Source organism: Bremerella alba (assembly GCF_013618625.1).
Lineage (GTDB): Bacteria > Planctomycetota > Planctomycetia > Pirellulales > Pirellulaceae > Bremerella > Bremerella alba.
Map to the genome: position 1 here is coordinate 21,386 of NZ_JABRWO010000023.1, position 25,399 is coordinate 46,784.

Below are 25,399 nucleotides of genomic sequence, written 5' to 3' on the forward strand. Positions count from 1 at the left end.
GTTGTGACTTACGGCTTTAGAAGGTGGAGGATAACGGGATCGAACCGATGACCTCTTGCATGCCATGCAAGCGCTCTCCCAGCTGAGCTAATCCCCCTGGGTGGGACAAAAGCCGTTGGGGTATTCCCCACGACTCTTGCGTTTTACTTTATCGGCAGCAAGTGCCGTTAAGTAAAGGGTTAAAATTACCAATCTGCTCGCAGCGTGTCAACAACCGGTCTCCTTAGTTCGGTTGTAAGTTACACTATCGATACGATTTCCGCTGAATTCAAGATCTGCATCGGACCTGCTAAGGGGCCGACCTTTGCCTTTAGGGATGACAGGACACGCGTGAGTAAGTATCTGATTACGGTCCTGAGATTCCTTGTACCTGCCGCCATTTTGATCTATCTGTTATGGACCATAGGCAGTGACCCAGAAAGCGTCGAGTCGGTTCGGCAGATATTTAGCAGCAAAACACGCTGGGGAAGTGTGGCGATCGGGTTTGGTTGCGGTTTGGCGGCCCTTTGCTGCACGTTTACTCGCTGGTATCTGTTGGTCATTTCGGTGGGCATTCCCTTTACGTTGAAGGATGCGTTTCGTCTTGGTTTTCTCGGATACATGCTGAATTTTGTCGGACTGGGGGGCGTTGGGGGCGATCTGTTCAAGGGATACGCCCTGGCGAAGGATAACCCGAGCAAGCGTCCCGAGGCGGTCTCGACGGTTGTCATGGACCGTTTGATCGGCCTTTATGCGCTGTTTGTCGTGACATCGGTCGCCGCGTTAAGTTTGGACCTGGAAGGCTCGGAGCCGGCGATTCGCACGATGGTTTATGTCGTGCACGGAGCCACGATCGGCGGCTTTCTGGGGCTAACGCTAATCTTCCTGCCGGGGTTCTCGAAGGGATCGTTTCGAGAGTTCTTAGAGGGCCTGCCGAAAATCGGCGGCGCGTTCAAGCGAGCTTTCGCGGCAGTCGGCATGTACCGTCGTCACCCCAAGTATCTGGCCTTCATAGGACTCTTGAGCCTGGGAGTGCACACGTTGTTTTCGGTCGCTGGCTTCTTCCTGGCTTCCGGGCTGTTCGAGCAGCATCCATCGCTGCTCGAGATGATGGTCATCACACCGCTGGCAATGGTCTTTGCGGCCATACCGCTTTCGCCGGGTGGCATGGGAACATTGGAACTGGCGATCACCGAGCTTTACGTGATGGTGCCGGCCGTCGAGTTGAGCAAAGCCAACGGGATTACGGTGGCGTTAGCGTTCCGGGCCATGACCATCGGGCTGGCCTTTATTGGGGCGATCTTCTACTGGACCAATCGCGCGTCGGTCGATCAGTCGATGGCCGAGGCTAGCGCCGAAGAGGAGACGCTGGAGCATTTGGCTGAGGAAGCCGATCAGCAGCCTGAGCCGTCTCAGCGGCCGGAGCATCGCTGACCACCTGGCCGTCGATCGTAATTTTGGCATCTTCGCGGAAGGTCGCTGGGGCCGTGTTCTCTAAGAGTGTTGAATCGATAACGGTGGTTTTCGAGAAGCCTTCGCCGCGAAGTTGAACGGTACCGTTGTCGCCTAACAGAGACCCGGTAATGGTCGCGCGGGAAGCACCGCCGACCGAAACGCCACTACGGCCGTTGCCGCGCGAGGTGATGCCGACAAGCTCGATGTCGTAGCAATTGCTGTGCACGTTGATACCGTCGAGCTGAAAGCCTTGGACGGTCAGGTTCAAGATCTTGACGTTGCGAACTTCATACAGCGTGATGCCGGTGCGACGTGCGCTGAAGGTCAGGCGATAGCTGCCGGGGCCGCGATCTTTTTCTGTGCGAAAGAAGATCATTCCGTTGGTCAGGCACCACTCAAGCGGCTTGAGCGTGTCGAGTTGTTCCATGGCATCGACTACGGCGCGGACGGCTGGTCGATCGTCGAGGTATAGCTGTTGATAAGTCTTGTAAGTCGGCGCGAAGCAGTAGACGTCACCCTGAACGTGTTTCCAGCCATCGACCGGCACCGGGGCGCGTCCGTCGAGAACGGCTCCGTTCCCTTCGATGGTGAGCGGGGTGGATGCCCAGCCGCTGTTGTTGCCGCCTTGCAAGGTGATCGACTCGCGGTAGGGGACGCCCGTGTTGGTGACGATGATGCGATCCCCTTTTCTGGCAATCCTCAAGGCTTTGGTGAGGGAAGCAATGGGGCCGCTTACCCCTTCGGAGTATTCCAGGGAATTGCCCCGATTGCGATCGTCGCCGCGAACATTGTCCACGTAAATTTCCGCACCGCGTGCGGTCGAGTTCAGAAGAATCAAAGCTAGGGCGAATGCGAAAAAACGCATGGATGTCCACTCAATCGATGTAATCGTCAAAACCGGTGTAGATTTACACGCCCCATCATGCCGTGCTTGTCGTGTGATTTCCACAGGGAAACCGCACTTAAAACCAAAAACGCATCCCCGAGACAAATCCATCCAACTCAATCCCCTCTAAGTTGGTGTACTGATACCCCGCGAACACTTCGGCCCGTTTCCATTGTGCGCCTAGGGTCGAGCGAATCCGAAACAGATCCGCCGATCCCACTTTGCCAAGGTCCATCTCGGTCGACCATATCCATGGCTTGCCGAGATAAACGTCGTAGCCTGTTGTGAAATTGATTCCGAACTCGGAACCATTTCGATCTTCCAGTAAGTTCGTTCCCAGCCCGAAACGAAACTGGCTGTGATATCCTTGCGGCGCTCTGAACGTAAAGTTCAAATCGCCGAGTGTCAGTTGATCTGTTCCGCCGGAGGGGATGTTCTCGAAGTACTCGTCCCACTGGATGTCGATGCCCCAGCGACTGGTTCCCTCGACAAGCAGTTTGGTACCGACTCGCGATAGGTCGCTGAAGTCCGTGCCATACTCAACCGATCCACGAATCGATGTCGTCTTACCAATGCTGACCCACTCGTCTCCCATCAGCATGTATCCGAACTCGTGCTGATAGGGGTAATCCGAAAAATACCCCGGCGGGCCATAAATCGTGTACGTGATTTCCTGCCCCGACTCGTTCACGCCGCGGACCGTTCGCTTGTCGGGAACCATCGCATCGACGGTGGCGATCGTCCCATAAAACAGCAGGATCCCCAGGAGTTCACCTGCGGCCGATTCGACGTCATCATCGCAGTCGTCGTGATGATGGCGGGCTCGGCGTTTAGGTTCTTCGTTACGGGGCGGATCGGGATCGTCGGTCCGGCTTTCGCTGGCTGCCGACGAAAGTAACCCCTCGGCCTGGACGCGTCTGGCAAGCAGCGGCAGGGCCACGATCGCTACGATCAGGCTGAGAGCCAGCGTTTTTACCATGCGAAAAGTCCTCGGCCAGTGGGGTCGCGCATGCCCTACCTGATGACGCGCAGCCACCTGGTAGGATCCCGAGCGGGGAAACATTACGAAGCGCCGTTCGCTGGGTCAAGGTGAGTTCCCCGGCGGTAGCCGCTTGCCCTGGTAGCATCGCTGGCAGTTCTCAGTACGATGGGTGGGATTCTGATCCCTTTTTCCCCTACGTATAGCTTCATGGCCCGCATTCTTTTGACCTCGGGACCGACCCGACAATACATCGATCCTGTTCGTTACCTGACCAACGCTTCTAGCGGCCGGATGGGATGTAGCTTAGCCGAAGCCGCCGTGGCTGCCGGGCACGAGGTGGTCATTGTTTCTGGCCCGGTTTCGATTACCTATCCCAGCCAGGCAACGGTCCACTGGGTAGATACCACCGACGAAATGTTGACCGTCGCCCAGCAGCAGTTCGAACACTGCGACGGACTGATCGGCGTGGCCGCTCCGTGCGACTACCGGCCCGAGTTCGTGCAGGGACAAAAGATCGCGAAAACGGGACAACCGCTCGTCTTGCAGCTGATTGAAACGCCAGACGTTGTGGCGACGCTCGGGGCCGATAAGAAAGATCGCTGGGTGGTTGGATTTGCCTTAGAGACCGAGGATCGCCGGTTCCGGGCCCTTACCAAGCTCGAAAAGAAGAGCTGCGACCTGATGATCTTGAATGGGCCTGAGGCGATGAACAGCGAAGAAAACCACGTCGAGGTTCTGGCCAAAGATGGCAGCGTGGTCGCCACATTGCAGGGGAGCAAGCCGGATGTCGCCTCGCAGATCATGCAAATCGTGGGCGAGCGGCTAATCCAGGCGTAGCACATCGGGAATGCGTGTCGGTTTTCCTTCCCGCGTAATACATGCCAGAAGTGTCTTGCCTTCGACGACGAGGTTATCTTCGCAGCGAATCTCGTAAGCCAGCTCGATCCGGGCTCCCTTCGCTTTCACTGCTTTTACCGTGACGTGCAGCAAGTCGTCGAACTCGGCAGGCAAGTGATAGCGGCACTCGACGTCGCGGACCACGAGCAACAAGCCGTCGGCTTCCATGCGTTTGTAATTAAATCCGCCGGCTCGCAACATTTCGGTCCGTGCCAGCTCGAAATAGGTGATGTAATTGGCGTGGTGAACGCGGCCTTGGGCGTCCGTTTCCTGGTAACGGACGCGGACTTCTGCGGTGTATTCAGATAGCATAGGGAAAGGTTTTCTGGGACGATCTAGGCGAAAAGGCCCGGTTTATACTCCCCACTTGTTGGGGCAAAGATTGACCGAACCCTAAGCCTATTTTATAGTTGCGTTTATTAACTGCCAATTTCGTTTTAGCATGATTGGGGCACTATGAGTACGGGAGCCGGCTCCGGTACCAGTTACAGCACCATGCGAGGTCGCGACTATCCCTCGCTTCGCCAGTTCACCGTCTTTTTGGAAAACCGCGTCGGGCAATTGCTTGAGATTGTGCGCCGCTTTGAAGGGAGCAACGTACGGATTGTTGCTCTTTCCATTAACGACGCGACCGAATGCTGTTTTGTTCGTTTCCTGCTCAGCGACCCCGAAGGGGGACGCGAGATCCTGGAGCGAGCTGGTTTGGCGCTGATCGAGTCTGACCTGATCGGGGTCGAATTGCCTGCCCAAAAGCAGCCCCTACTTCGGGTTTGCACGGCGCTGCTGCAATCGGAAGTGAATATCGTGCAGGCCTATCCGCTGCTCTACACGCCGAATAATCGGGCTGCGGTCGCATTGATGGTCGATAACGCCGATATTGCGATGGATACGCTGCTTTCACGCAACTTCAAGGTCCTGACTGAGGATGATTTGAAGTTCGATGATTAGACTTGGTCTGCGAAAAAACCGTTAAAATCGTGCTATCAGGTCCGAGAACTGCTCTTCTCGATGGCGAACCTTCTGACGGGGTGCCATCGATACGGCTTTGTCCGATAGAATTTGACTGCAAGTTCACACGGAAGTTATCCGAACCCCTCACTCGCCATCGGGCACTGGCAGCCGCATGATTCACGTTCGTGATCTCGTCAAGTCGTACGACGATTTCCAACTCGGTAAGTTTACGGCAGTGGATCATGTCAGCTTCTTTGCGATGCCTGGCGAGATTTTCGGTCTGCTAGGCCCTAACGGAGCCGGTAAGACGACGGCGCTTCGCATTCTGAGTACGGTTCTCGAGCCCACCTCCGGTACGGTAAAAATCGCCGGGTACGATGTCACGACTGAGCCCGCTTTGGTGCGACATAAAATCGGCTTCATGTCTGCCAACACGGCAGTGTACGACCGGATGACGGCCTGGGAGATGGTGGAATACTTCGGCAAGCTATACGGCATGCCGGACCACGAATTGCACGACCGGATGGAAGAGCTGTTCCATCGTCTGGGTATGCGCGAGATTCGTGATGTGCTAGGCGCGAAGATGTCGACCGGCATGAAGCAAAAGGTTTCGATTGCCCGGGCGCTTGTGCATGATCCGCCGGTTTTGATTTTCGACGAACCGACACTGGGGCTTGATGTTTTCGTGGCGCGTGCTTTGGTTCAGCTGATTTCGGAGCTTCGCGACCAAGGCAAGTGCATCATCTTTTCGTCGCATATCATGCGGGAAGTCGAGAAACTGTGCGACAAGGTTGCCATCATGAACCGGGGAAAGATCCTCGCCGAAGGCACCATCGATCAGCTACGCGTTCAGTATGACCAACCTGATCTGGAAGAATTGTTCTTTCATCTGATTGGCGAGCCGGATGGAATCGCCAACTAACGGCAGCGAGAGCAAGGAATGAACTGGGACAACGTCAAGCTGATTCTAAAGCGAGAGCTACGTGATCAAGCTCGTGATCGGCGCACGCTCTTTTCCGTGATTGGTTTGCCGGTCCTGTTGTATCCGCTGATGGGGCTGATGGTCTTGCAGGTCATGCAGTTTCGTCAGACCCATCCGACACGTCTACGCGTGATCGGTTTGCACGAATTGCCCGGCACGCCGGATTTGTTCGTGCCGTCGGTGCAATTGGACAACGAGCTGGAAGACGATTCTCGGTATGAGTTTTCTCCTGAGCTGTTGCAAGATGCCGGCGTGACAAGTCGTTTCGAAATTGAAGCGACCGAAGCGTCGGTCGATCCGAATGTGGTCGAGATGACCGCGAAAGAAACGCTCACGGCCGACAAGCTCGACGCGATTATCTACTTTCCTCCTGGCTTCAAAGAGCGAATGGAAAGCTTTCAGGACGACCAGAAGAATGACGAATCGACCGACGAGATTCCTTCCCCTCAATTGATCACCAACTCGTCTGACGAGCATTCCAAGCTGGCGGAAAATCGACTTCGGCAGATACTGCATTCGTGGCGCGAAAAGTTGATCCAACATAACTTGGAAGCCAACGATGTGCCGGCCGTCATTACCGATCCCTTCAACTTCGGTACGGTCGATCTTTCCGATAAGCCGCTCGATCAGTCATCTTATCTGTGGGCCAAGATCTTTCCGTTTATCGTAGTGATCTGGGCGTTGACCGGGGCGTTTTATCCCGCGATCGACCTGTGCGCCGGCGAGAAAGAACGAGGAACGCTTGAGACGCTGCTTTCCAGCCCCGCGCTGCGCTCGGAGATTGTGGCCGGCAAGTTACTTGCGATCATGACGTTCAGTATCGCGACCAGTGTCTTAAATCTGGCGAGTATGGGTTTCACGGCCAGTTTTGTCATGGGGCAAGTCGGTGGTGGAGAAATGGCCTCGCGGATCAACTTCGGGCCCCCGCCGATTTGGTCGTTGGGTTGGTTGTTTCTAGCGCTGATCCCGATGGCCGCGTTGTTCAGCGCCTTGGCGTTGGCGATCGCGACGATGGCTCGAAGCAGCAAGGAAGGCCAGTACTATCTGCTTCCGCTGCTGATGCTCAATTTACCGTTGGTCGTTTTGCCGGTGCTGCCAGATACGGAACTGTCCTTCGGGACGTCGTTGATCCCGGTGAGCGGAATGTCGTTTCTGCTCAAGGCCTTGATGGAAGGGGATTACACCAAAGCGGCGACCTATGTGCTGCCGGTGCTGGGTGTGACGGCGTTTTGTATCTGGGTGGCCATTCGCTGGGCGATCGATCAGTTCAATAACGAGTCGGTCTTGTTCCGCGAAAGCGAACGGTTCAGTCTTCAGGCTTGGTTTAAGAAGATGTGGCGAGATCGCCAAGATACTCCATCGGCTTCTGGTGCGTTTTTGATGGGCATTGTCTTGCTCGCGCTGCCGCACATGGTCGGCAAATACGTGATGCCAGTACCTGGGGAAGACGGCACGCTGAGCGTTGGTTCGTTGGTGCAGTACATGCTGACCAACCAGATCGGTTTGATTCTGCTGCCGGTGTTGATCGCGGCTTGGATATTTACGCGTAGCGTGAAAAAGACGTTCTCGCTGCGGCTGCTTGACTCACGTGTTTATGGGGCCATGCTGATGGCACCGGTGTTAGCAATCTGTTTGCACCCTTTCGCCATCTACTTGCGCGACATCATTCAAAACACGATTCCCATGTCAGAGGATCTGCAGGACCAGTTGGCGAACATGCTCGGCAGTACGGCCGAGCTGTCGATCCTGCATATATTCCTTCTGTTTGCCATCTTGCCGGCCATTTGCGAGGAATTCGCTTGTCGTGGTTTCATCCTCTCCGGCATGCGGCATATCGGACACAAGTGGGCCGCGATCACCATTTCGGCCATCTTCTTCGGGCTACTTCATGGCATCCTTCAGCAGTCGATTCCGGCCACGATTTTTGGCTTGATGATTGGCTTTTTGGCGGTTCAGTCACGAAGTCTGTTACCGGCGATTCTCTTTCATGCCACGCACAATAGTCTGGTGTTCGCTCAGGGGATGATCACGACGGAAACGATCGAAGCCAATCCATGGCTGAAAGTGCTTGTCACGACAGCCACCGAGATGCCTGGCGATGCCCGATACCAGCCGGTGCTCGTATTTTTGTGCGGAATTGGTGCGGTGGCACTGGTGGGTATTTTTGCCCGAATGCCTGCGGAACTTTCTTCGGAAGAACGCCGCCAAGAAGCCCTGAACCATCAGGGGGCGATCCGCTCGGCAATGGGTAACCGCAAGGATAGCAGCGCGAAGTCTTAACGCCGGACGGGACTTGAGGGCAACGATCTCTACACGCCGCCTGATCGGGCAATCCAACGTAGTCCCGTAGTTACCACGGGGTGGCCCAGAGATTTATCTCTGGGTAGCCGCAGGCTACAAGCGGCTCATGCATCGACGTTACCGAAGATGGATTCTTGCCACCTTATTTCAGCCGGGACCTTTAGCCGCTTGTGACCCAAGGTCACCCAGAGATAAATCTCTGGGCCACCCATTTAGTTTGATGGGTGAAGTGAGGATTCTCTATTCGCCTCGGTTCGCCCAACTAGGGGCCGGTGCTTGAAAGGTCACCATCTCCGCAGTTTGTGGGTGGCGGAAGCTGACTTCCCAGGCGTGCAGACACATCGGTGGTTCGTCGATTTCGAGCGTCTGTCTCTCTTGCATGATGTTATCGCGCTGATACATCGGATCGCCCACAATGGGAAAGCCGAGGTGCCAAAGATGTAATCGAATTTGATTGGTGCGGCCTGTCTTGGGCGAGACTTCCAGCATGGCCGTTCCGTCATCGAACCGCTTCTGAACCATGAAATCGGTACGCGACGGCTGACCACCTTCTTCGACTCGGCGGCCACCTCCTCGAACGCGTGAGGTGCCGATCGGTTCGTCACAGATGAATTCATCTTCTGCGGGATGCCCATAGACCAACGCCAGGTAACGCTTCTCGACTTTGCCCTGCTCGAACTGCGGCTGCACCTGGCGAGCGACGGCGCTGGTGCGGGACAGGACAGCGACCCCAGTGGTGTTGGCGTCCAAGCGATGGGCAATTCGCAGCTTCTGGGGATGATAAACCTGCTCCAGAAAGCTAATCAGCGAATTCTTGTTGAATCGGCCGCACGGATGCATGGGCAAAGGGGCCGGCTTGCTGACAACGATCAACGCCGAGTCTTCGTAAAGAATCTGAATGTCGGTGCTGACGTCCGGTTCAATCGTGCCGGGATAGCGAGGCTCGAAGAGTTGGCCAGCAACCAATGGGATGCTCGGGTCTGCCACGCGATACTCGATCAGGCGTTCGTCTTGATGTTGAATGATTTCAACGAGCAACTTCTGAGCGACCATTTTCTCCCAGAAACCTTGCGAGGCAGCCGGGACTTTTTCGGCAAGTACCTCGTACAGCGTTCTTCCTTTTTGCTCGGACGAAACAAATAGACGCCGCGTATTGGTGTAAGGAATGCTGCCGGGCAGAGGAGTGGTCACCTCTTTCAACTTGGTTTGCCGCTTGGACACCACTTCGGCCATCGTTTCCTGAGCCGACTTAAAGCAGTGAGGGCAGGATTCGTTGGGCACATACAGCGGCGAGTTCTGTTCTTCGGTCGTCAAAGGAGTCTGACAGGCGAAGCACTGGGAAACGGCCGATTCTTGTAAACGCGGATCGACGGCAACGCGTTGATCGAAGACGAAACAGTCTCCTTGGTAATGATCGCCGCCAACCAATTCGAAGTACTTGAGGATGCCTCCGTCGAGTTGGTAGACCTCGTCGAAGCCGGCCTGTTGCATGAAAGGACCGGCCTTCTCGCAGCGGATGCCCCCGGTGCAGAACATAACAACAGGTGTCGATTTGACGTCTTCCGGCAGACTGGCAACCGCTTTGGGGAAATCGCGGAACGTATTGATCCCGGCTGGCACGGCTTGCTCGAACGTGCCGACTTTCACTTCGTAGTCGTTTCGCACGTCGTACAGCAGAAGCGGTTTGCCGTCGTCGAGCCACTGCTTGAGTTGCTGGGGAGGAAGCTTGGGGGCGGTACGCTCCGCAGGCTCGATCCCATCGATACCAAACGCAATGATTTCCTTCTTGATCTTTACCAGCATCCGGCGAAAAGGCTGGTAGCTGGTGAAGCTCTCCTTCGCCTCGAGCTTCTCGAGGCCAGGAATTTTACGAAGCGCAACTAGCAGGCTATGGACACTTTCGTCGGGACCGGCCACGAAGAGGTTGATGCCTTCGGTGCTGAGCAAGATCGTTCCGCGTAGGTCGAGTCGTCGGCACAAACGGCGCAGCGAATCTCTCAGCGGCTTCAATTCCGACAACGAAGCGAACAAATAGGACGAAACGTTCAAGACTGGCCCGGCATCGGGCACGGCGGTTGGCGTATTCATACCGCAAATTATCTTTGGAATCCCGTTCTTCGCAAACGGGGGAGACGCGAGAAGACGCAGCTATTGAGGCATTTCTTCCAGAGTGACACGCAGTGGAAGGGCTCCCTTCGCTTTCATCACGGGGTCAGGGCCGCGTGAGATCACTTGTTCCCGCTTCAGCTCGGCACCTTCCAGGGTACCGCTCCAGACCAGGCATCGGCCCTGTTCGTGGGCTTCCTGGGTCAGATGAAAGCATTTCTCTAGTTCGTACCCAAAGACTTTGCGCAAAGTCTCGATGACGAACTCAAATGTGTTGATTTCGTCGTTGTGCAGAACGACCCCGTACGGCGGCTGACGTTTCGGTTTGTTCTCGACGATCGATTCGGGGGTGGCGACGACCGTATCTTCGCTGCTCATAGTTCTTCAAATACTGCCGAGGTAATAACAAGGTCCAACTATACCTAACGTTGTAATGACCATTTTGGCAGTTGCCAAAGAAAATCAATACTCGGATATCCGCGGAATGACACAAAAAAAGGGCCGGCAGGTTCGCTTTGCGAAAATGCCAGGCCCTTTTCGTCCTCAGCCGCAATCGAATTCAAGTTCGCCACCGCCCGTAGTGATGGGATTCATCACGCATGAGCGGCGCGTTTGAGCGCGTGTATTGCCTGGTGGTGTTGACCATCCGGCGCGCGGATTGTTCCACCTGGCTAGGTTTCCTCGAATCGAGCCGTACCGCATGCTCACCAGCGGTACGCCCTAAGCGTCTGGGTAGAGCTTAGTCGTTGGGGATCATCGAGTCGTCGATGACCTGCAGTAGCTTCGAGATGCACAGCTTGTTCATGCTGGTACGTCGCGAGTGAGCTTCAACGCGGAGCGACTCGTGAAGGCTCTTGGGCAGACGCACGGTGATGACCCGGGTCGGCTCTTTCGATTCGTTCTGGACGTTGGAGCGTTCGCGCAGCTTGACGATCATCAGCTGGATTTCGCTGTACTCTTCGGACTGCTCGAACTTCGTGAATTCTTCTGGCTGTGGGAAGAGTCGGTGAACGACCCCTTCGACGCCGAGGATCTCACGGAAGTAGGTGACCCAGTCCGGCACACCACGGAAAAACTCACGAGCGATACGAACGCACTCGATCTTCTTTTCCTCGAAGGTGGCGGTTGGGGCGACGTTCAACGCTGGCCCTGCAGGAGCGGCCGGCTGAACCGGTGCTTGCGGCGTGCCGGTGAAAGTCGGACGCGAGGTGGCGTAAGCACCTTCGCTGGCTGCCGGCTGCGGCGAATGGTACTGCGGCTGGCTAGGCTGCTGGGGTGGGAACGTGGTGTTTGGGTAAACCGGACGCGGTGCTGGCTGCGACTGCGGGTACGAATTGCCTGGGTTGTATTGGGACACTTGCGAGGCTCCTTCCTGGAAACGACTGAGGACTTTGGACACCGTCGTGGCTGTGTTCACCACGCGATGTGTAAGGGTATGCCAGAATCCTTGGTTGCAAGTCAAGACCAGCGTAGAAGTGACTGCAGTGCAAGCACTTACGACCGACAGCAGTGCATGCACAATCTGGTTGCAGTGACGCGACTTTTTTGGGCAGGGGTGTCCCTGCTTAAGAAATAGGCAGAGGTCAAAGTCGCATCGAAGGAGCTGTCCCTAGGGGACGGGTTTATTTTTCCCGAAATAGTTCCAAATAGTCTCCGGAAGCCGGGTTTTACGGGGGAATCGCGCAAAAGAAAAACCCCGACGCGAGATCGCGGCGGGGTTCTGTTTCGTGGAGCCCTAGGGGCTGAGGGCTGAAGTCACGTTTTCGTAGGTTTGAAATCAGCGTCGCCCCGCTGCTCACCTGGTTATGGGCGGCAGATCGACTTCACCTACGCTAGCTTGGCGGCGCACTTTTCCAGGAGCTTGCGAGTCAGGACGATTCCTTCGATCTCGCCTGGGTTGCCCCCTTCCCATTCAACGCCGACATAACCGTGATAGTTATGCTTGTTGACGACAATGTCCATCATCTTGAAGAAGTCGGTGTTGGTTTCCAGGCCTTCTTCATTGAAGTTGTGCGACTTGGCGCTCACGGCCTTGGCGTACGGCATTAGTTCGTCGACGCCCTTATAGCGGTCGTACATTTCGTCTTTGCTGACACGGAAGTTGCCAAAGTCTGGCAGCGTGCCGCAATTTTCCATGTCGACGGTCTTCATCACCGAAGCGAGCCACTCGCCGTTGGACGAAAGTCCCCCGTGGTTTTCGACGATCACGTTCAGGCCCAGGCCCTTGGCGAATTCGCTCAACTGGGCCAGGCCGTCGGCTGCCAGCTTGATCTGTTCTTCGTAGCTACCACTGCTTTTGGCGTTCACTCGGATCGAGTGTCCACCAAGGGTCTTGGCTGCTTCGGCCCATTTGTAGTGATTTTCGACCGCATTCTTGCGTTTGGCTTCGTCCGCATCGCCCAGGGCACCTTCGCCGTCGACCATGATCAGCAATTGCTTAACGCCATTGTCGTCAGCTCGCTTGTTCATTTCGGCCAGGTACTTTTCGTCCTTGGCTTTGTCTTTAAAGAACTGGTTCACGTATTCAATCGCTTCGATGCCGCATTCCTCTTTGGCCGTTTTGGCGAAGTCGAGGTTGTCGAGCTTGCCGCTACGGATGGTGCGGTGGAGCGACCACTGGGCCAGCGAGATTTTAAAGGGGGCTTTCTTGTCGGCGTCGGCCGCAAGAAGGTGTGGACCGAGGGTCAATGCGGCGCCGGTGGCGGCCATCGATTGAAGGAATTGACGTCGACCGAGATGCCGTTGCATGGGTGTCTTCCTCAGGGGGTGTGGGTTAATCGTGAACTTTTGGCAAGGTTAAACCTCTAGTCTAGTTTAGAAGACGGAGCATATCGCGACTATTCCCTGGGGAAAAAGGGGCGAAAATTGCCGGTTCTGCTCCAGGATTTCTTACCGCTGGGGGGTGTAAATGCACCTTCGCTCCGGCAATAAGGCTGGTTAGAATTGTAGGAAAGGCTGCTGGCCAGGATTCAGCGGCTGAAGTAATCCCCTGTGCCGAAGGCCACTTCCCTGGTTCGGCACCGGTCAAAGAAAGGAAAAGCAGGCACCGCTTGTGACAGAACGAGATCGCAAACAGAGCGTCGCTCAGGAAAATGCCATTCTGGTCAAGTTGTTGGATCCGTCGATCCAGTATTCCGACGATCCACTGGAGGAGCTGGACGGACTGGCGACCACCGCCGGAACGACAGTCGTTGGCAAGCTGACTCAGCGACGCGATAAGCCGGAACCGGGAACCTATCTTGGTAAAGGAAAGATTGAGGAGTTATCGCTGTGCGCCGAAGCGTCGGAGGCGGACGTTATTATCTTCGATAACGAGCTTTCGCCGGGGCAGACCCGCAATCTAGAGCGGGAAACCAAGCGGAAGGTGATTGATCGGACCGAGCTTATTCTCGATATCTTCGCCACCCATGCGCAAACCCTTGAATCACGTCTGGCGGTCGAGTTGGCCCAGCTAGAGTATTCGCTCCCAAGGTTGAAGCGAATGTGGTCCCACTTGGACCGTATCAAGATGGGTGTCGGGATGCGTGGTCCTGGTGAAAAGCAGTTGGAAGTCGACCGCCGTTTAGTCGAGAAACGCATTCGCGATTTGAAAGACGATTTGGACAAAGTGGCCAAGCGTCGCGAGCGTGAAGTGGCGGCCCGGAAAGAGTCGATGACGATCAGTCTGGTGGGCTATACTAATGCAGGTAAAAGCACCCTGATGAATGCGTTGACCTCGGCCCAGGTATTGTCTGCGGATATGCTCTTTGCGACGCTCGATACGCGGACGCGGCGTTGGCGGTTGCCGCATTGGGGACCGGTTCTGCTGAGCGATACGGTCGGTTTCATTCGGGACCTCCCTCACCGCTTGATCGCATCGTTTAAGGCCACGCTGGAAGAGGCCAATCAAGCCGATCTTTTGCTGCACGTGGCAGATGCCAGTAACCCTGAAGCCGAGCAGCAAATTGCCGCAGTTTACGATGTTTTGGCTGAATTAGGGATCGAGCAAAAGAATACTTTGCTGGTTCTGAATAAAATCGATCGCATCGAGGATCCTCGGCGTTTAGAGCAGCTTCAAGCTCGCTACCCCCAGGCCGTTTCGGTGAGTGCCGTATCGCGGCAAGGGCTCGATAAGCTGGCGATCGCGGTAAGCGATGCGTTGAGCAAATCGTTCTCTGATGTCGAGATCGAAGCGTCCGTCGACAACGGTAAGCTGGTCGCCTATTTGGCCAAGAACGGCGAGGTCGTTTCCAAGCGATATGGCAATGAGAAGTTGTTCGTTCATTGCCGCATTCCGACCGCTCATTTAGGGCGTATCGAGAACCAGAATCCGGACGCGGTGATTCGTCCCTATGAGCCCTCTTCCGAGACCGAAGAATCGGATGCTGTGGGGGATGTCGCCTAATGCGGCGGAAGCTGGATGGCCTACGGATTTTGATCACCGGCGCGTCTTCCGGGATCGGTCGCGCTATGTCGATTTTAGCGGCGGAAGCAGGGGCCAAGCTGCTGCTTTCCGCCAGGCGTGAAGACCGCCTGGAGGAGCTGCTGGAGGTGGTTCATGCCAAGGGGGCCGACGCCCAGTATGTGGTCGGAGACGTGACCGATCCGGCCCTTCGTCAGAAGCTGCTCGAAAAGGCTCAGCACCATTATCAGGGGCTGGATGTGCTGGTGAACAACGCTGGCATCGGGGCTTATGGAGCCTTTGCCGAGGCGTCGCCCGAGCGTCTGCGGCAGTTGATGGAGGTCAATTTCTTTGCCCCAGTCGAGCTGACTCGCCTCTTTCTGCCGATGCTCGAAAAGGGGAGGACGCCGGCCATCTGCAATATCTCGTCGATCCTCGCGCATCGAGCCGTTCCAGGCAAAAGCGAGTACTGTGCTAGCAAGTTTGCCTTGCACGGTTTTAGTGATGCCCTGCGTGCGGAATTGTCGAGTAAAGGAGTAGACGTCATTCTGGTCAGTCCCAGCACGACCAGCAGCGAGTTTTCCTCCTCGGTGATCGAGAAAAAAGGAAAGGCTCCGGCCACGGGAAAGTTCACTCGAACACCTCACAGCATTGCCGTCGCTGCCCTGCGGGCCATACGCACCGGGCGGCATGAAATCATTCCGAGTAAAACCGGCTATGCGATGGTTCTATTGGATCGCCTGTGGCCATCTCTCGCGGATTGGACAGTCGCCAAATTCGGCTGATTTTGACCAGTCAAAAACACCGCGTTGTTTTGACTGGCCAAAAGGTGCGATCGGCTCGGTAGTTCTCGGATCAAACAGGCTTGGCATAGAGGCCTTTTAGGTCCTTGATTTCTCATGTTCCGGACAAGCCTGATCGCATAACGGAAGCCGAACCATTGGGTCGTAGGTTACGTAGTATCTTTATCCCTGGCTGTTCGCGTTGCTGCTGGGATCCCTCTTTCTTTTCATGGGGGCTAGCAGGGATCGAAATAGTTGTCAGGAATCCTAAGTTTAGTTATGTTAAGAGATGATCAGAGACGCTCTTTTCAAGACACTTTCACGGTGAGTCGAATTCCGTGAAGACCTTCTGGAAATGTGCCCCGCGATCGCCCACCTTTCCCACCGCCCAGCAATTCTTTTTCAACACAAAGGCTGAATCCATGACGATTCGCAAGACGCGTCGCGAGTTCCTCGAAGATTCCATGTTTGCCACCGCGGCTGCCGCTGCGTTTGTGGCTCCCACTTCGTTGATCGCGGCCGAGAAGCAGAGCAAGAGCCCGAACGAAAAGCTGCACGTCGCCGTTGTCGGATTGAATGGCCGCGGTAATGCTCACATCGGTGGTTTCACCAACCGCGACGATGTCATTATTACGCACCTGTGCGATGTCGACTCGAAGTTCCACGAGAGCAAGGTCGAAGGCGTCGCCAAGCGACAGGATGGGCACAAGCCTAAGTTTGAGACCGACATGCGTCGGGTCCTCGACGATCCTTCCGTCGATATCGTCAGTATTGCCACTCCGAACCACCTGCACTCGTTGCAAGCCATTTGGGCTCTCCAGGCCGGCAAGGATGTCTATGTTGAAAAGCCAGTCAGCCACAACGTGAGCGAAGGTCGCCGTGTGGTTGAAGCGGCCCGCAAGTACGAACGCATTTGCCAGGCCGGCACGCAGAGCCGATCGAACCCAGGCATGATCGATGCCATCGAGTTCGTTCAAAGCGGCAAGATTGGTGATGTGAAGGTCGCCCGTGGTTTGTGCTACAAGCCGCGTAAGAGCATCGGTGAAAAAGGTACCTACCAGCCACCGAAGTCGGTTGATTACAGCTTGTGGCTTGGCCCAGCTCAAATGCAGGAAGTTACCCGTCCGCGGTTCCACTACGATTGGCATTGGCAAATGCCGTTCGGTAACGGTGACCTCGGCAATCAGGGCATTCACCAGATGGACTTGGCTCGTTGGGGCTTGGGTGTCAATGAACTGAGCAACGCGGTCATCAGCTACGGTGGTCGTTTCGGTTACGAAGACGCCGGTACCACGCCGAACACTCAGGTCGTTGTGCACGACTACGGCGATCGCTCGCTGGTCTTTGAAGTTCGTGGCTTGGTCTACGACAAGAAGTTGAAGGAAAGCAGCGTCAGCTACCAGGGCTCGAAGATCGGCGTGATCTTTGAAGGAACCGATGGTTACCTCGTGATGACCACCTACCATTCCGGAACTGCCTTTGACAAGGACGGCAACAAGATCCGTGACTTCAAAGGTGGTAGCGACCAGAACCACTACAATAACTTTATTGAAGCGGTCCGCAGTCGTGAAGTCGATCACCTCAATGGCGACATCCTGGAAGGCCATCTTTCCAGTGCTTTGTGTCACACCGGGTTGATCTCGTACCAGATGGGTGAAGAAGTTTCGCCAACGGAATGCCTGGAACGAATGGAAGCGATCAAGACAACTGAAAACGTCCGTGCAACCATGGCACGTGTTCAGGATCACCTTCGCGACAATGGCGTGAACATTGACAGCGAAGGGGTCAAGCTGGGCCCCATGCTGGCCTTCGATCCGAAGAGCGAAACGTTCATCGGCAACGAAAAGGCAGACCAATACCTTAGCCGCGATTACCGCAAGGGCTTTGAAGTTCCTGCTGAAGGTAAAGTCTAAGCGACACGGTCAAATCGATAAGCGAAAACGCCAAGCCATGTGCTTGGCGTTTTCTTTTTCTTGTCCCTTGCTAAGGGAGAAGGTTAGGGTAAGGGGTAATAGCCGGGACAAGGTTCCCCCCGCACCCTCTCCGGCAATGAGCGAGGGGACACGATATAATGGGCTCCATGAATCCGTCGACGATAACTCCGCCGTTTCGCATCTTGTACGAGAAGGGTCCGTGTATCTGCGTGCAGAAGCAGGCAGGGCTGCTGACGCAAGCTCCGCCGGGGATCGACAACCTGGAAGTGCAACTTCGCGACTTCATTAAGCAGCGCGAAGCGAAGACCGGGAACATCTACCTGGCAATCATCCACCGGCTTGATCGCCCTGTGTCCGGAGCGATCGTTTTTTGCCGCAATGTCCGCGCTGCTCAGCGTTTGGCGGCGCAGTTTCGCGAACGCACCGTTTTGAAGACTTACTGGGCAATCGTCGAGGGCCGCCTCGAGCATTCGACCGGCGAGTGGACCGATCACGTGCGAAAGATTCCCGACGTGGCGAAAGGGGAGGTCGTTGACGCATCGGCCGACAGGGCCAAGTCTGCCCAGCTAAGTTATCGCGTACTTGCCGAGACCGATTCGCATAGCTTGTTGGAAATCGAATTAGGAACGGGGCGTTATCATCAGATCCGCCTGCAATGCTCCCGTCGTGGGTTTCCCGTGTTGGGCGACAATCTTTATGGAGGGTGCGAAGCGTTCGGCCCAAAAGTTGAAGACACGCGGCACCATCACATCGCGCTCCATGCCCGGCGGTTGCAGTTTCGGCATCCGATGGTGGAAGAGCAGGTCGACGTCACCGCACCGCTTCCCTTATCTTGGCAAGAGTCAGAGATTTGGCAGAAATTGAGCGATCAACTGGAAAGGGAGGTCCCGTCATGATTCGTCGTTATCGAGTAGGGTGGCTCTATACAATGTGTGGCGCCCCGATCCCGGATGCCACGATCATGGTGGAAGACGACCGAATCGTCAGCATCGAAGAAACAGGCATCTGGCACGACGCCGTCGACCTGAGTCAATGGGCCGTGATGCCGGCGCTGATTAACGCGCATACGCATCTCGAGTTCAGCAATTTAATCGATCCCCTGGGAACGCAGGGAATGAACTTTACGCAGTGGATCATGGAAGTGATTCGCTACCGGCAAGGGTTTGGCGAGAGTCTGGCGGTTGAGAAGGCGCAAGCCATTCGAAGTGGGCTCAAGCAGTGCGCCGAGCATGGTGTCGGCGTGGTGGCCGAGATCGCGACGTTTCCCCTGATGGAAGTTGCCTACGAGCGGCCCGACGTCCATGTCGTTTCAATGTTAGAGATGCTGGGATTGGATCGGGGCCGCGCGCAAGAGCGGCTTGACCAGGCCCGCGAGCATGCGGTTTATCCATGGTCGCACGAGAATGTCACCCCTGGGTTGAGTCCCCATGCGCCCTATTCGGCTAGTAAGGGGATGATCGACCAGTGCGTTGCCCTATCGCAGCAGCATCAATTGCCGATCGCGATGCACTTGGCCGAGTCGCTCGAGGAGCTAGAACTGCTCGAAAGAGGAACAGGCCCTTTTCGCGTGATGCTCGATAATATGGGCTTATTCCAAGAAACCGACTTTCCCGGCGGTAAGAGGCCTGCCGATTACATCGAGCAACTTGCCTCGGCGTACCGGGCGATGGTGGTGCATGGCAATTATCTTACAAAGCCAGAGATTGCATTGCTCAAGCAGCACAAAGAAACGATGAGCGTCTGCTATTGTCCACGTACGCATGCTTACTTCCGTCACGATCGCCATCCGATTGAATCTCTGCTGGCCGATGGAATTCGCGTGGTGCTCGGGACCGATTCGCGGGCCTCTTCGCCGGACCTCGACTTATGGGCCGAACTGCAACACGTGAGCGAGACCTTTCCCAATATCCCGGCCGAGCAGCTTTTGCCGATGGTAACGCGCGACGCCGCGTTCGCTTTGGGGCTGGAAGGATCCTTTGGGACGATTGATGCCGGGCAGAAGGCAATGGTCTCTGCTTTCGCGATCGGTAGCGATTGCCCGGATGTGCTCACCGCGATGCTGGGTGGTCAGCCGCGACTGTGGAACCTGGGAGTTGGTTTAACGCAACTCGACCTTGCCACTGCCTGAGGTGACTTTGCCGATCTCGAAAACGTCGCAGCCACCTTCGCTTAGCATCTTCTGGACGCTGGCGGCGTAATAGCTGCTGACAATAACGACCAGGCCAATGCCCATGTTGAAGACGCGGGCCATTTCTTCGTCTTCGATCTCGCCCAACTGCTGGATCCATGGGAAGACCGGCAGTTCAGGCCAGCTTCCCTTTTTGATCTCGACGTCCACATTCTTAGGCAAGATTCGCTCTAGGTTTTCCTGCAGGCCACCACCCGTAATGTGGGCGATACCGTGAACAACGTTCTTGATCTTGTAATGAGATAGAACGTTTCGAACCGGTTGGACATAAATCTTCGTCGGCGTCAGTAACGTTTCGCCAACGGTTGCCCCCAGCGATTCGATCGGATCGTCCAGTTTGAGCCCAGCAATCTCGAAGACGACTTTCCGAACCAGGCTGAACCCGTTGGAGTGGACGCCGCTAGAGGACAATCCCAGGACAACATCCCCATCGCCGATCGTCTTGCCGTCGATCAGATGCTTTCGATCGGCTACGCCCACGCAGAACCCGGCCATGTCGTAGTCGCCAACCTTATAAAGGTCCGGCATGATCGCCGTTTCTCCGCCGATTAATGCGCAGTCACTGTCGACACAGCCGTTGGTGATCCCGGTGACCAGTTGTTCCAGCAATTCGGGGTCGTCTTTCCCCATGGCGATATAGTCGAGGAAAAACAGCGGTTCGCCACCACAGCAGATCGCATCATTCACGCACATTGCGACCAGATCGATACCGACGGTATCGTGTTTGCCGCTGTCGATGGCCAGTTTGAGCTTCGTTCCTACCCCATCGGTGCAGGAAATAAGGACGGGATCTTCGTACTTTCGGGCGAACAGCGCGTTATCGAAGTCGAGTTTGAAGAGCCCAGCAAAGCCGCCATCTAGCTGCATCACCCGAGGAGAGAACGTCCGCTTCACCAACCGGGGAAGACGGGACATCGATTCTGCGTAAACGTCTAAGTCGACGCCGGCATCTTTATAGGTGGCTTTTGCCATGGTGGTTGTCAATCGAAACGAAGGGTTAGCGTCTAGAGACGACGATTTTCGGCCCCACCGCCAGGATTGTCAACGCACCTCGTTACCTGTTACTTCGTCTTCCTAAGGGAGAGGGCTAGGGTGAGCGTTAGGAAGCAGGTGCACGTTTCGCCCCTTGCCTTCACCCTCTGCCCAATGGAGCGAGTGGGCCCCATGCAAAATTTTCCCAAAATTCTTTCCGGGAAAACCTGCTACGGTTTTGAGCAGAATTTGCACATCCTCTAGCATCCAGAGAGGGGACCGTGTTCAAATGCGGGTATTAGAATGGTTAAAATGAGCCGGCAAAATCGGTGAAATGGGAAAAATAATCGTAGGCGGCTCCAAATCGCTACCCCTATTGGTCCGAACATTGCGGTTAATGCGGACAATCCGGGAGGACGGGTTGCCAACGCAATCCTAGTCTTCCCAAGCGACGCCATCGGCAGGTTGAACTCCTTCGAATCATTAAACTCTACGCAGGACCTACGCCTTAGCCCTAAGCTATTATTTCGCCAGACGATGCATCACGTGTTTTGAAGATAAAAAATTGGTTTTAGGAGGGGCGTCTTTTCCGGTCTGCTGCGAATTGGGTGGTAGTGTTTCAGCACAATCATTCAATCGAGGTCTTAGGAGGTTAGATCGGACAGTCGCCTATGCTTATGGTTCATCCGCATCCGGAGCTGCAATTTAGTCACGTGCTTCCTTATGGAGCCATCCTGCACGAACGCGGCGTACGGTTTGTTGTATTCAGCCGATCCGCCACGGCGATGCGACTATTGCTATATAAAAACGTCGATGATCGCGAACCAAGCGAAATCATCGACTTCGATCGTGAGACCGATCGCTGGGGGGATATCTGGAGTATCTTTATTCCAGGCCTGTCAGAAGGTCAGCTCTATCACTTTCAAGCCGAAGGGCCCTATAACCCCGACGAAGGCATGCTCTTCGACGGTCGGGCTCGGCTGATCGATCCTTACGCCAAGGCGCTCGCTGGCACATTCCAGTCAGCCGAAGACGGGATCATCCGTCCGCCCAAGTGCGTGGTGGTCGATGAAAGCTTTAACTGGGAAGGGGACCGCCATTTGAAGCGGGACCTGAGCGAATCGATCATCTACGAGATGCACGTCAAAGGGTTCACCGCCGATGAGTCGAGCGGTGTCGATAACCCAGGCACGTATCGCGGCGTGGTCGAGAAAATCCCGTACCTGAAGTCCTTGGGGGTAACCGCGGTCGAGCTGATGCCGATCCACGAGTTCCCCATGATGGACATGATGACCGGGAAAACACCCACCCGCGGCAACTATTGGGGTTACGACTCTATGGCTTTCTTCGCACCTCATCGGGGGTACGCGGCGAGCAAGAAGCCAGGTGGTCAGGTTCGCGAATTCAAAGAGATGGTCAAAGCCTTGCATCAGGCCGGCATCGAGGTCATTCTCGACGTCGTTTACAACCATACCTGTGAAGGGAACGAGAAGGGACCGATCCTCAGCTTCAAGGGGCTCGAGAATCAGGTCTACTACATGCTGGCCAACGGCGGCCGCGAGTATAAGAACTACTCAGGCTGCGGCAACACGGTCAACGGTAACCATCCGATTGTCCGTGAGATGATCTTTAACAGTCTGCGTCACTGGGTGCATAACTACCATGTCGACGGTTTCCGGTTCGACCTCGCGTCGATTCTAAGCCGTGACCGGAGTGGTAATCTGGTGGCGAACCCACCACTGGTCGAAGCCATCGCGGAAGATCCGATGCTGGCCGATACCAAGATCATCGCTGAAGCTTGGGACGCCGCCGGTGCTTACCAGGTCGGTTCGTTCGCCAACTTGCGTTGGGCCGAATGGAACGGTCGGTATCGCGACGACATCCGTAGCTTCTGGAAGGGCGAACCACACAAGCTCGGGGCACTTGCCACACGCTTGGCCGGTTCCAGCGACCTTTACCAGGCCGGTGGCCGTCAGCCGTACCACAGCATTAACTTCATTACGTCGCACGATGGCTTTCCGATGAACGACCTAACGTCGTACAATCACAAGCACAACGAAGCGAACGGCGAAGGGAACCGCGACGGCGACAACCACAACCTGAGTTACAACTATGGTGTGGAAGGTCCAACCAAGCGAACGAGCATCGAGAAGCTTCGCCGGCAGCAGATCAAGAACATGTTCTGCACCTTGCTCATGTCGCAGGGCGTGCCGATGATTTTGATGGGAGACGAAGTACGTCGAACGCAGCACGGCAATAACAATGCCTACTGCCAAGACAACGAAATCTCGTGGCTCGATTGGTCGTTGGTGAAGAAGAACGACGAGATGCGTCGTTTCGTGCGGGCCCTAATCGCGTTCCGTCGCGATCAGCCGACGGTGCGTCAGAAGCACTTCCTGGGCGGTTACCCAACCGGTCGTCGTGGTTTGTTCGACGTGAATTGGTACAACAATCTTGGCACCGCAGTCGATTGGGACAGCGGCGACTCGATGTTGACTTGCCTCTTCGCCGCTCCGACCAAAGACAACGATTCCGAAAACTTCGGTCGCGATGTCCTGCTGCTGATGAACGGAAGTGCTTCGCCGCAACAGTTCATTCTGCCACCGGTTGCCAAGGGAACCAGTTGGCGGATGTTCGTCGACACGGCGGCGACTTCGCCGAGCGATGTCTACCCAGACCTGAACGGCCCACGCCCACCAGCGGCTGGCAAGTTTGTGATGCCAGAACGCAGCGTGCGGATTTACGTGGCTTCGCGATAAGTTCGCGTGCGGTGATAAAACGATTTAAAATGGCGGCTTGGAAACGAGCCGCCATTTTTTTGTTTTGAAGGTGAGAAAGAACGAGTTTTTGGTGTCTGTGAACGGAATCCAAAACTGGGTCGAATCGATTGGCTGCGAATTCCGGAGCTTTCGTTGGACGCCCCTTTTGAATTGCCTGCGTAGGCTTCAATAATATCGAGATAAACCAGTAGCTAGGCGAGCCACAAACGCATAGAAAATCGATAGGCATTGTTCAGCTGTCGCGATCCGGGAAGCTCTTTTTAAACATCGAAATCCGTGTTTGGGTTTGATATACTTCGCATGTCCTGGTGAGACCCCTTTAACACGCTACTTGCTATTCGGGATGCGTTTCATAATGGCGAAGTCTTTTGATGCGGCGACATTCTTGGCAAATATTAAAGATCATGGGCTGCGAGGTTTCATGCAGCAATACGTTTCTACGGGAACAGCATTGTCTTTGGATCAAATCAAGTTTCTGATATTTAATACATGTGATAGCGACAATATTACTGATCGTGAAGTGCGTGATATTAACTACATCGTTCGGAATTACCCACTACTGCAAAGTGACCGCCCCAGAATTATGCAGTTAGTGCGTCGATTTACCAGCGATCGCACGCGGTTTCAAAAGTACCGCGGGTTTTCCGACTATGACTTGTCGACCTTAACCAACGATTTTCTCAAAGCACGTCATCGTGCAACAGCATGTGCATTGCTTTTTCTGCCGTTGGTTGGCGGGCACGGTTTTTCCAACTGGCAGCATGAATATCTGCTAAGGGGGACGTTCTCAATCAATTCTTCTCATCCCGGCGTTAGTATCATATGCCGTAGGTTCAGTGCAGTTGCAGAGTATTTTGGTAAAGCTGACTTTGTGTATCGGATCATGCAACCTGTTCGATCGCTGAGAAATCCGAATAAGATGTCAATTCCTCTTGCGATGGCGAACCGGCATGATGATCGGCGATATCGAATCTTTATTTCACAAAACTACTTTAATCGAGGTAGTGATAATTTTCGACAAAGCATTCTGATTCATGAGATGATCCATTGCTTGTTGCATCACCGACAGGACGAGCATGTGGATGGTCATCCGGGCGCTGTTCGATCCAGTGGGGGCTTGCCGTTGGGTGTGAGGTTTAATCAAGCGATTGGGAATCCTTACTGTTACCAATGGTTTTCGTTTTGGTATGACAATACAGGCTTGTGGACCCAAATTCCAGCGGAAGTCCGCCGACGGGCTACATCGAGGACCAATAATTTAAATTCAGGAAGCAGGAGTCCTAGGGGCGGAGGTAGTTCATCCACGCGTCGCCGCTTGCGTTGAAAGGCTTAATGATGCTTGTGTGCAAAGTCTACGTGGCTTCGCGATAAGTTCGCGTGCGGTGATAAAACGATTTAAAATGGCGGCTTGGAAACGAGCCGCCATTTTTGTTTCGAAGGGAACCATGAATTCGCGAAGGGCCATACTGCAGTTCTCGATTGCCGAAGTGATTACCGTCTTAACGGTGTTCTGTTTGCTGATTGGCACGATCTGGACGCCGTGGTGGATGCTAGAGTGGATCTTCTTTGGGGTTGCGATAGTTGCTCTCTTAACGACCGCTCTCGCTTGTACTGCCATAGGAGAAACCAGGACGTTCGCCGCTGGATTCTCGATTCTGTTAATCGGTTACCTGACGCTGTCGGTCATCACTCAGGCCACGGCTAACGCATACTAAGTCGTTGGCAGGCCTATGATTTCCGCTAGGAAGTTCACGTTCCAGCCTGCCATACGCCGCCGCATCACGATGCTTTCCTTGCTTTTCTGCTGTTTGATCAAGCTGATC

The 25,399-nt window shown here is 55.0% G+C and carries 21 protein-coding genes and 1 tRNA gene; 13 read left to right on the forward strand and 9 right to left on the reverse strand.

Annotation, left to right across the window (positions count from 1 at the left end; all coding sequences use genetic code 11):
* Positions 1 to 24: 24 nt before the first annotated feature.
* Positions 25 to 97, reverse strand: a tRNA-Ala gene (locus HOV93_RS25030).
* 233 nt (positions 98 to 330) lie between these two features.
* On the opposite strand from HOV93_RS25030, the gene HOV93_RS25035 reads away from it, so the two are divergent.
* Positions 331 to 1,413, forward strand: coding sequence for a lysylphosphatidylglycerol synthase transmembrane domain-containing protein (locus tag HOV93_RS25035; protein WP_207399293.1), 1,083 nt, complete (start codon positions 331 to 333; stop codon positions 1,411 to 1,413).
* On the opposite strand, the gene HOV93_RS25040 is transcribed toward HOV93_RS25035, so the two are convergent.
* Together HOV93_RS25040 and HOV93_RS25045 are read right to left on the reverse strand one after the other, a co-directional pair.
* Positions 1,328 to 2,299 (reverse strand): right-handed parallel beta-helix repeat-containing protein, encoded by a 972-nt coding sequence (locus HOV93_RS25040; RefSeq protein WP_207399294.1) that lies wholly within the window; start codon positions 2,297 to 2,299, stop codon positions 1,328 to 1,330. The genes HOV93_RS25035 and HOV93_RS25040 overlap by 86 nt on opposite strands.
* A gap of 97 nt (positions 2,300 to 2,396) precedes the next feature.
* Complete coding sequence (locus HOV93_RS25045) at positions 2,397 to 3,299, reverse strand: hypothetical protein (protein ID WP_207399295.1); 903 nt, start codon at positions 3,297 to 3,299, stop codon at positions 2,397 to 2,399.
* Positions 3,300 to 3,509: 210 nt separating this feature from the next.
* Here HOV93_RS25045 and HOV93_RS25050 point away from each other — a divergent pair, with 210 nt between their 5' ends.
* Positions 3,510 to 4,139 (forward strand): phosphopantothenoylcysteine decarboxylase domain-containing protein, encoded by a 630-nt coding sequence (locus HOV93_RS25050; RefSeq protein ID WP_207399296.1) that lies wholly within the window; start codon positions 3,510 to 3,512, stop codon positions 4,137 to 4,139.
* Here HOV93_RS25050 and HOV93_RS25055 read toward each other — a convergent pair.
* Positions 4,125 to 4,511: an acyl-CoA thioesterase gene (locus HOV93_RS25055; RefSeq protein ID WP_207399297.1), complete on the reverse strand. Its 387-nt coding sequence runs from the start codon at positions 4,509 to 4,511 to the stop codon at positions 4,125 to 4,127. The two genes, HOV93_RS25050 and HOV93_RS25055, sit on opposite strands and share 15 nt — an antisense overlap.
* Positions 4,512 to 4,655: 144 nt before the next feature.
* Between HOV93_RS25055 and HOV93_RS25060 the strand changes: the two genes are divergently transcribed.
* The 3 genes from HOV93_RS25060 (at position 4,656) to HOV93_RS25070 (ending at position 8,412) form a co-directional block, all read left to right on the forward strand.
* A complete protein-coding gene (locus HOV93_RS25060) occupies positions 4,656 to 5,147 on the forward strand; it encodes an acetolactate synthase (RefSeq protein ID WP_207399298.1) in 492 nt (163 codons plus the stop codon).
* 175 nt (positions 5,148 to 5,322) lie between these two features.
* Positions 5,323 to 6,072 carry an ABC transporter ATP-binding protein gene (locus tag HOV93_RS25065; protein ID WP_207399299.1) on the forward strand — a complete coding sequence of 250 codons (750 nt, stop codon included), beginning with the start codon at positions 5,323 to 5,325 and terminating at the stop codon, positions 6,070 to 6,072.
* Between the two features lie 18 nt (positions 6,073 to 6,090).
* Positions 6,091 to 8,412, forward strand: coding sequence for an ABC transporter permease subunit/CPBP intramembrane protease (locus HOV93_RS25070; protein ID WP_207399300.1), 2,322 nt, complete (start codon positions 6,091 to 6,093; stop codon positions 8,410 to 8,412).
* Between the two features lie 261 nt (positions 8,413 to 8,673).
* Here HOV93_RS25070 and trhO read toward each other — a convergent pair whose 3' ends face one another.
* From trhO to HOV93_RS25090, 4 genes are all read right to left on the reverse strand, one after another.
* The gene (gene trhO / locus HOV93_RS25075) at positions 8,674 to 10,521 is read right to left on the reverse strand and encodes an oxygen-dependent tRNA uridine(34) hydroxylase TrhO (protein WP_207399301.1); all 1,848 of its coding nucleotides are present in this window, start codon (positions 10,519 to 10,521) and stop codon (positions 8,674 to 8,676) included.
* 60 nt (positions 10,522 to 10,581) lie between these two features.
* Complete coding sequence (locus tag HOV93_RS25080) at positions 10,582 to 10,917, reverse strand: ATP-dependent Clp protease adaptor ClpS (RefSeq protein ID WP_207399302.1); 336 nt, start codon at positions 10,915 to 10,917, stop codon at positions 10,582 to 10,584.
* 361 nt (positions 10,918 to 11,278) lie between these two features.
* Entirely contained in the window at positions 11,279 to 11,896 is a 618-nt protein-coding gene (locus tag HOV93_RS25085) for a toxin-antitoxin system HicB family antitoxin (RefSeq protein WP_207399303.1), read from the reverse strand.
* 470 nt (positions 11,897 to 12,366) lie between these two features.
* Positions 12,367 to 13,287, reverse strand: a complete 921-nt coding sequence (locus HOV93_RS25090; protein ID WP_207399304.1) for a sugar phosphate isomerase/epimerase family protein — start codon at positions 13,285 to 13,287, stop codon at positions 12,367 to 12,369.
* Between the two features lie 304 nt (positions 13,288 to 13,591).
* Between HOV93_RS25090 and hflX the strand changes: the two genes are divergently transcribed.
* The 5 genes from hflX (at position 13,592) to HOV93_RS25115 (ending at position 19,764) form a co-directional block, all read left to right on the forward strand.
* A complete protein-coding gene (gene hflX / locus HOV93_RS25095; protein ID WP_207399305.1) occupies positions 13,592 to 14,923 on the forward strand; it encodes a GTPase HflX in 1,332 nt (443 codons plus the stop codon).
* Positions 14,923 to 15,705 carry an SDR family NAD(P)-dependent oxidoreductase gene (locus HOV93_RS25100; RefSeq protein WP_207399306.1) on the forward strand — a complete coding sequence of 261 codons (783 nt, stop codon included), beginning with the start codon at positions 14,923 to 14,925 and terminating at the stop codon, positions 15,703 to 15,705. Before hflX ends, HOV93_RS25100 begins: the two co-directional genes overlap by 1 nt.
* 419 nt (positions 15,706 to 16,124) lie before the next feature.
* Positions 16,125 to 17,615 (forward strand): Gfo/Idh/MocA family protein, encoded by a 1,491-nt coding sequence (locus HOV93_RS25105; protein ID WP_207399307.1) that lies wholly within the window; start codon positions 16,125 to 16,127, stop codon positions 17,613 to 17,615.
* Positions 17,616 to 17,782: 167 nt separating this feature from the next.
* Positions 17,783 to 18,532, forward strand: a complete 750-nt coding sequence (locus HOV93_RS25110; protein WP_207399308.1) for an RluA family pseudouridine synthase — start codon at positions 17,783 to 17,785, stop codon at positions 18,530 to 18,532.
* Positions 18,529 to 19,764 (forward strand): amidohydrolase family protein, encoded by a 1,236-nt coding sequence (locus HOV93_RS25115; RefSeq protein ID WP_207399309.1) that lies wholly within the window; start codon positions 18,529 to 18,531, stop codon positions 19,762 to 19,764. The genes HOV93_RS25110 and HOV93_RS25115 overlap by 4 nt, the downstream gene beginning before the upstream one ends.
* On the opposite strand, the gene purM is transcribed toward HOV93_RS25115, so the two are convergent.
* Positions 19,735 to 20,796, reverse strand: a complete 1,062-nt coding sequence (purM, locus tag HOV93_RS25120; protein WP_207399310.1) for a phosphoribosylformylglycinamidine cyclo-ligase — start codon at positions 20,794 to 20,796, stop codon at positions 19,735 to 19,737. The two genes, HOV93_RS25115 and purM, sit on opposite strands and share 30 nt — an antisense overlap.
* A 671-nt stretch (positions 20,797 to 21,467) precedes the next feature.
* On the opposite strand from purM, the gene glgX reads away from it, so the two are divergent.
* From glgX to HOV93_RS25135, 3 genes are all read left to right on the forward strand, one after another.
* The gene (glgX, locus tag HOV93_RS25125) at positions 21,468 to 23,555 is read left to right on the forward strand and encodes a glycogen debranching protein GlgX (protein ID WP_207399311.1); all 2,088 of its coding nucleotides are present in this window, start codon (positions 21,468 to 21,470) and stop codon (positions 23,553 to 23,555) included.
* Between the two features lie 376 nt (positions 23,556 to 23,931).
* Entirely contained in the window at positions 23,932 to 24,900 is a 969-nt protein-coding gene (locus HOV93_RS25130) for a hypothetical protein (RefSeq protein ID WP_207399312.1), read from the forward strand.
* 121 nt (positions 24,901 to 25,021) lie between these two features.
* Positions 25,022 to 25,291, forward strand: a complete 270-nt coding sequence (locus HOV93_RS25135; RefSeq protein ID WP_207399313.1) for a hypothetical protein — start codon at positions 25,022 to 25,024, stop codon at positions 25,289 to 25,291.
* Positions 25,292 to 25,399 lie beyond the last annotated feature (108 nt).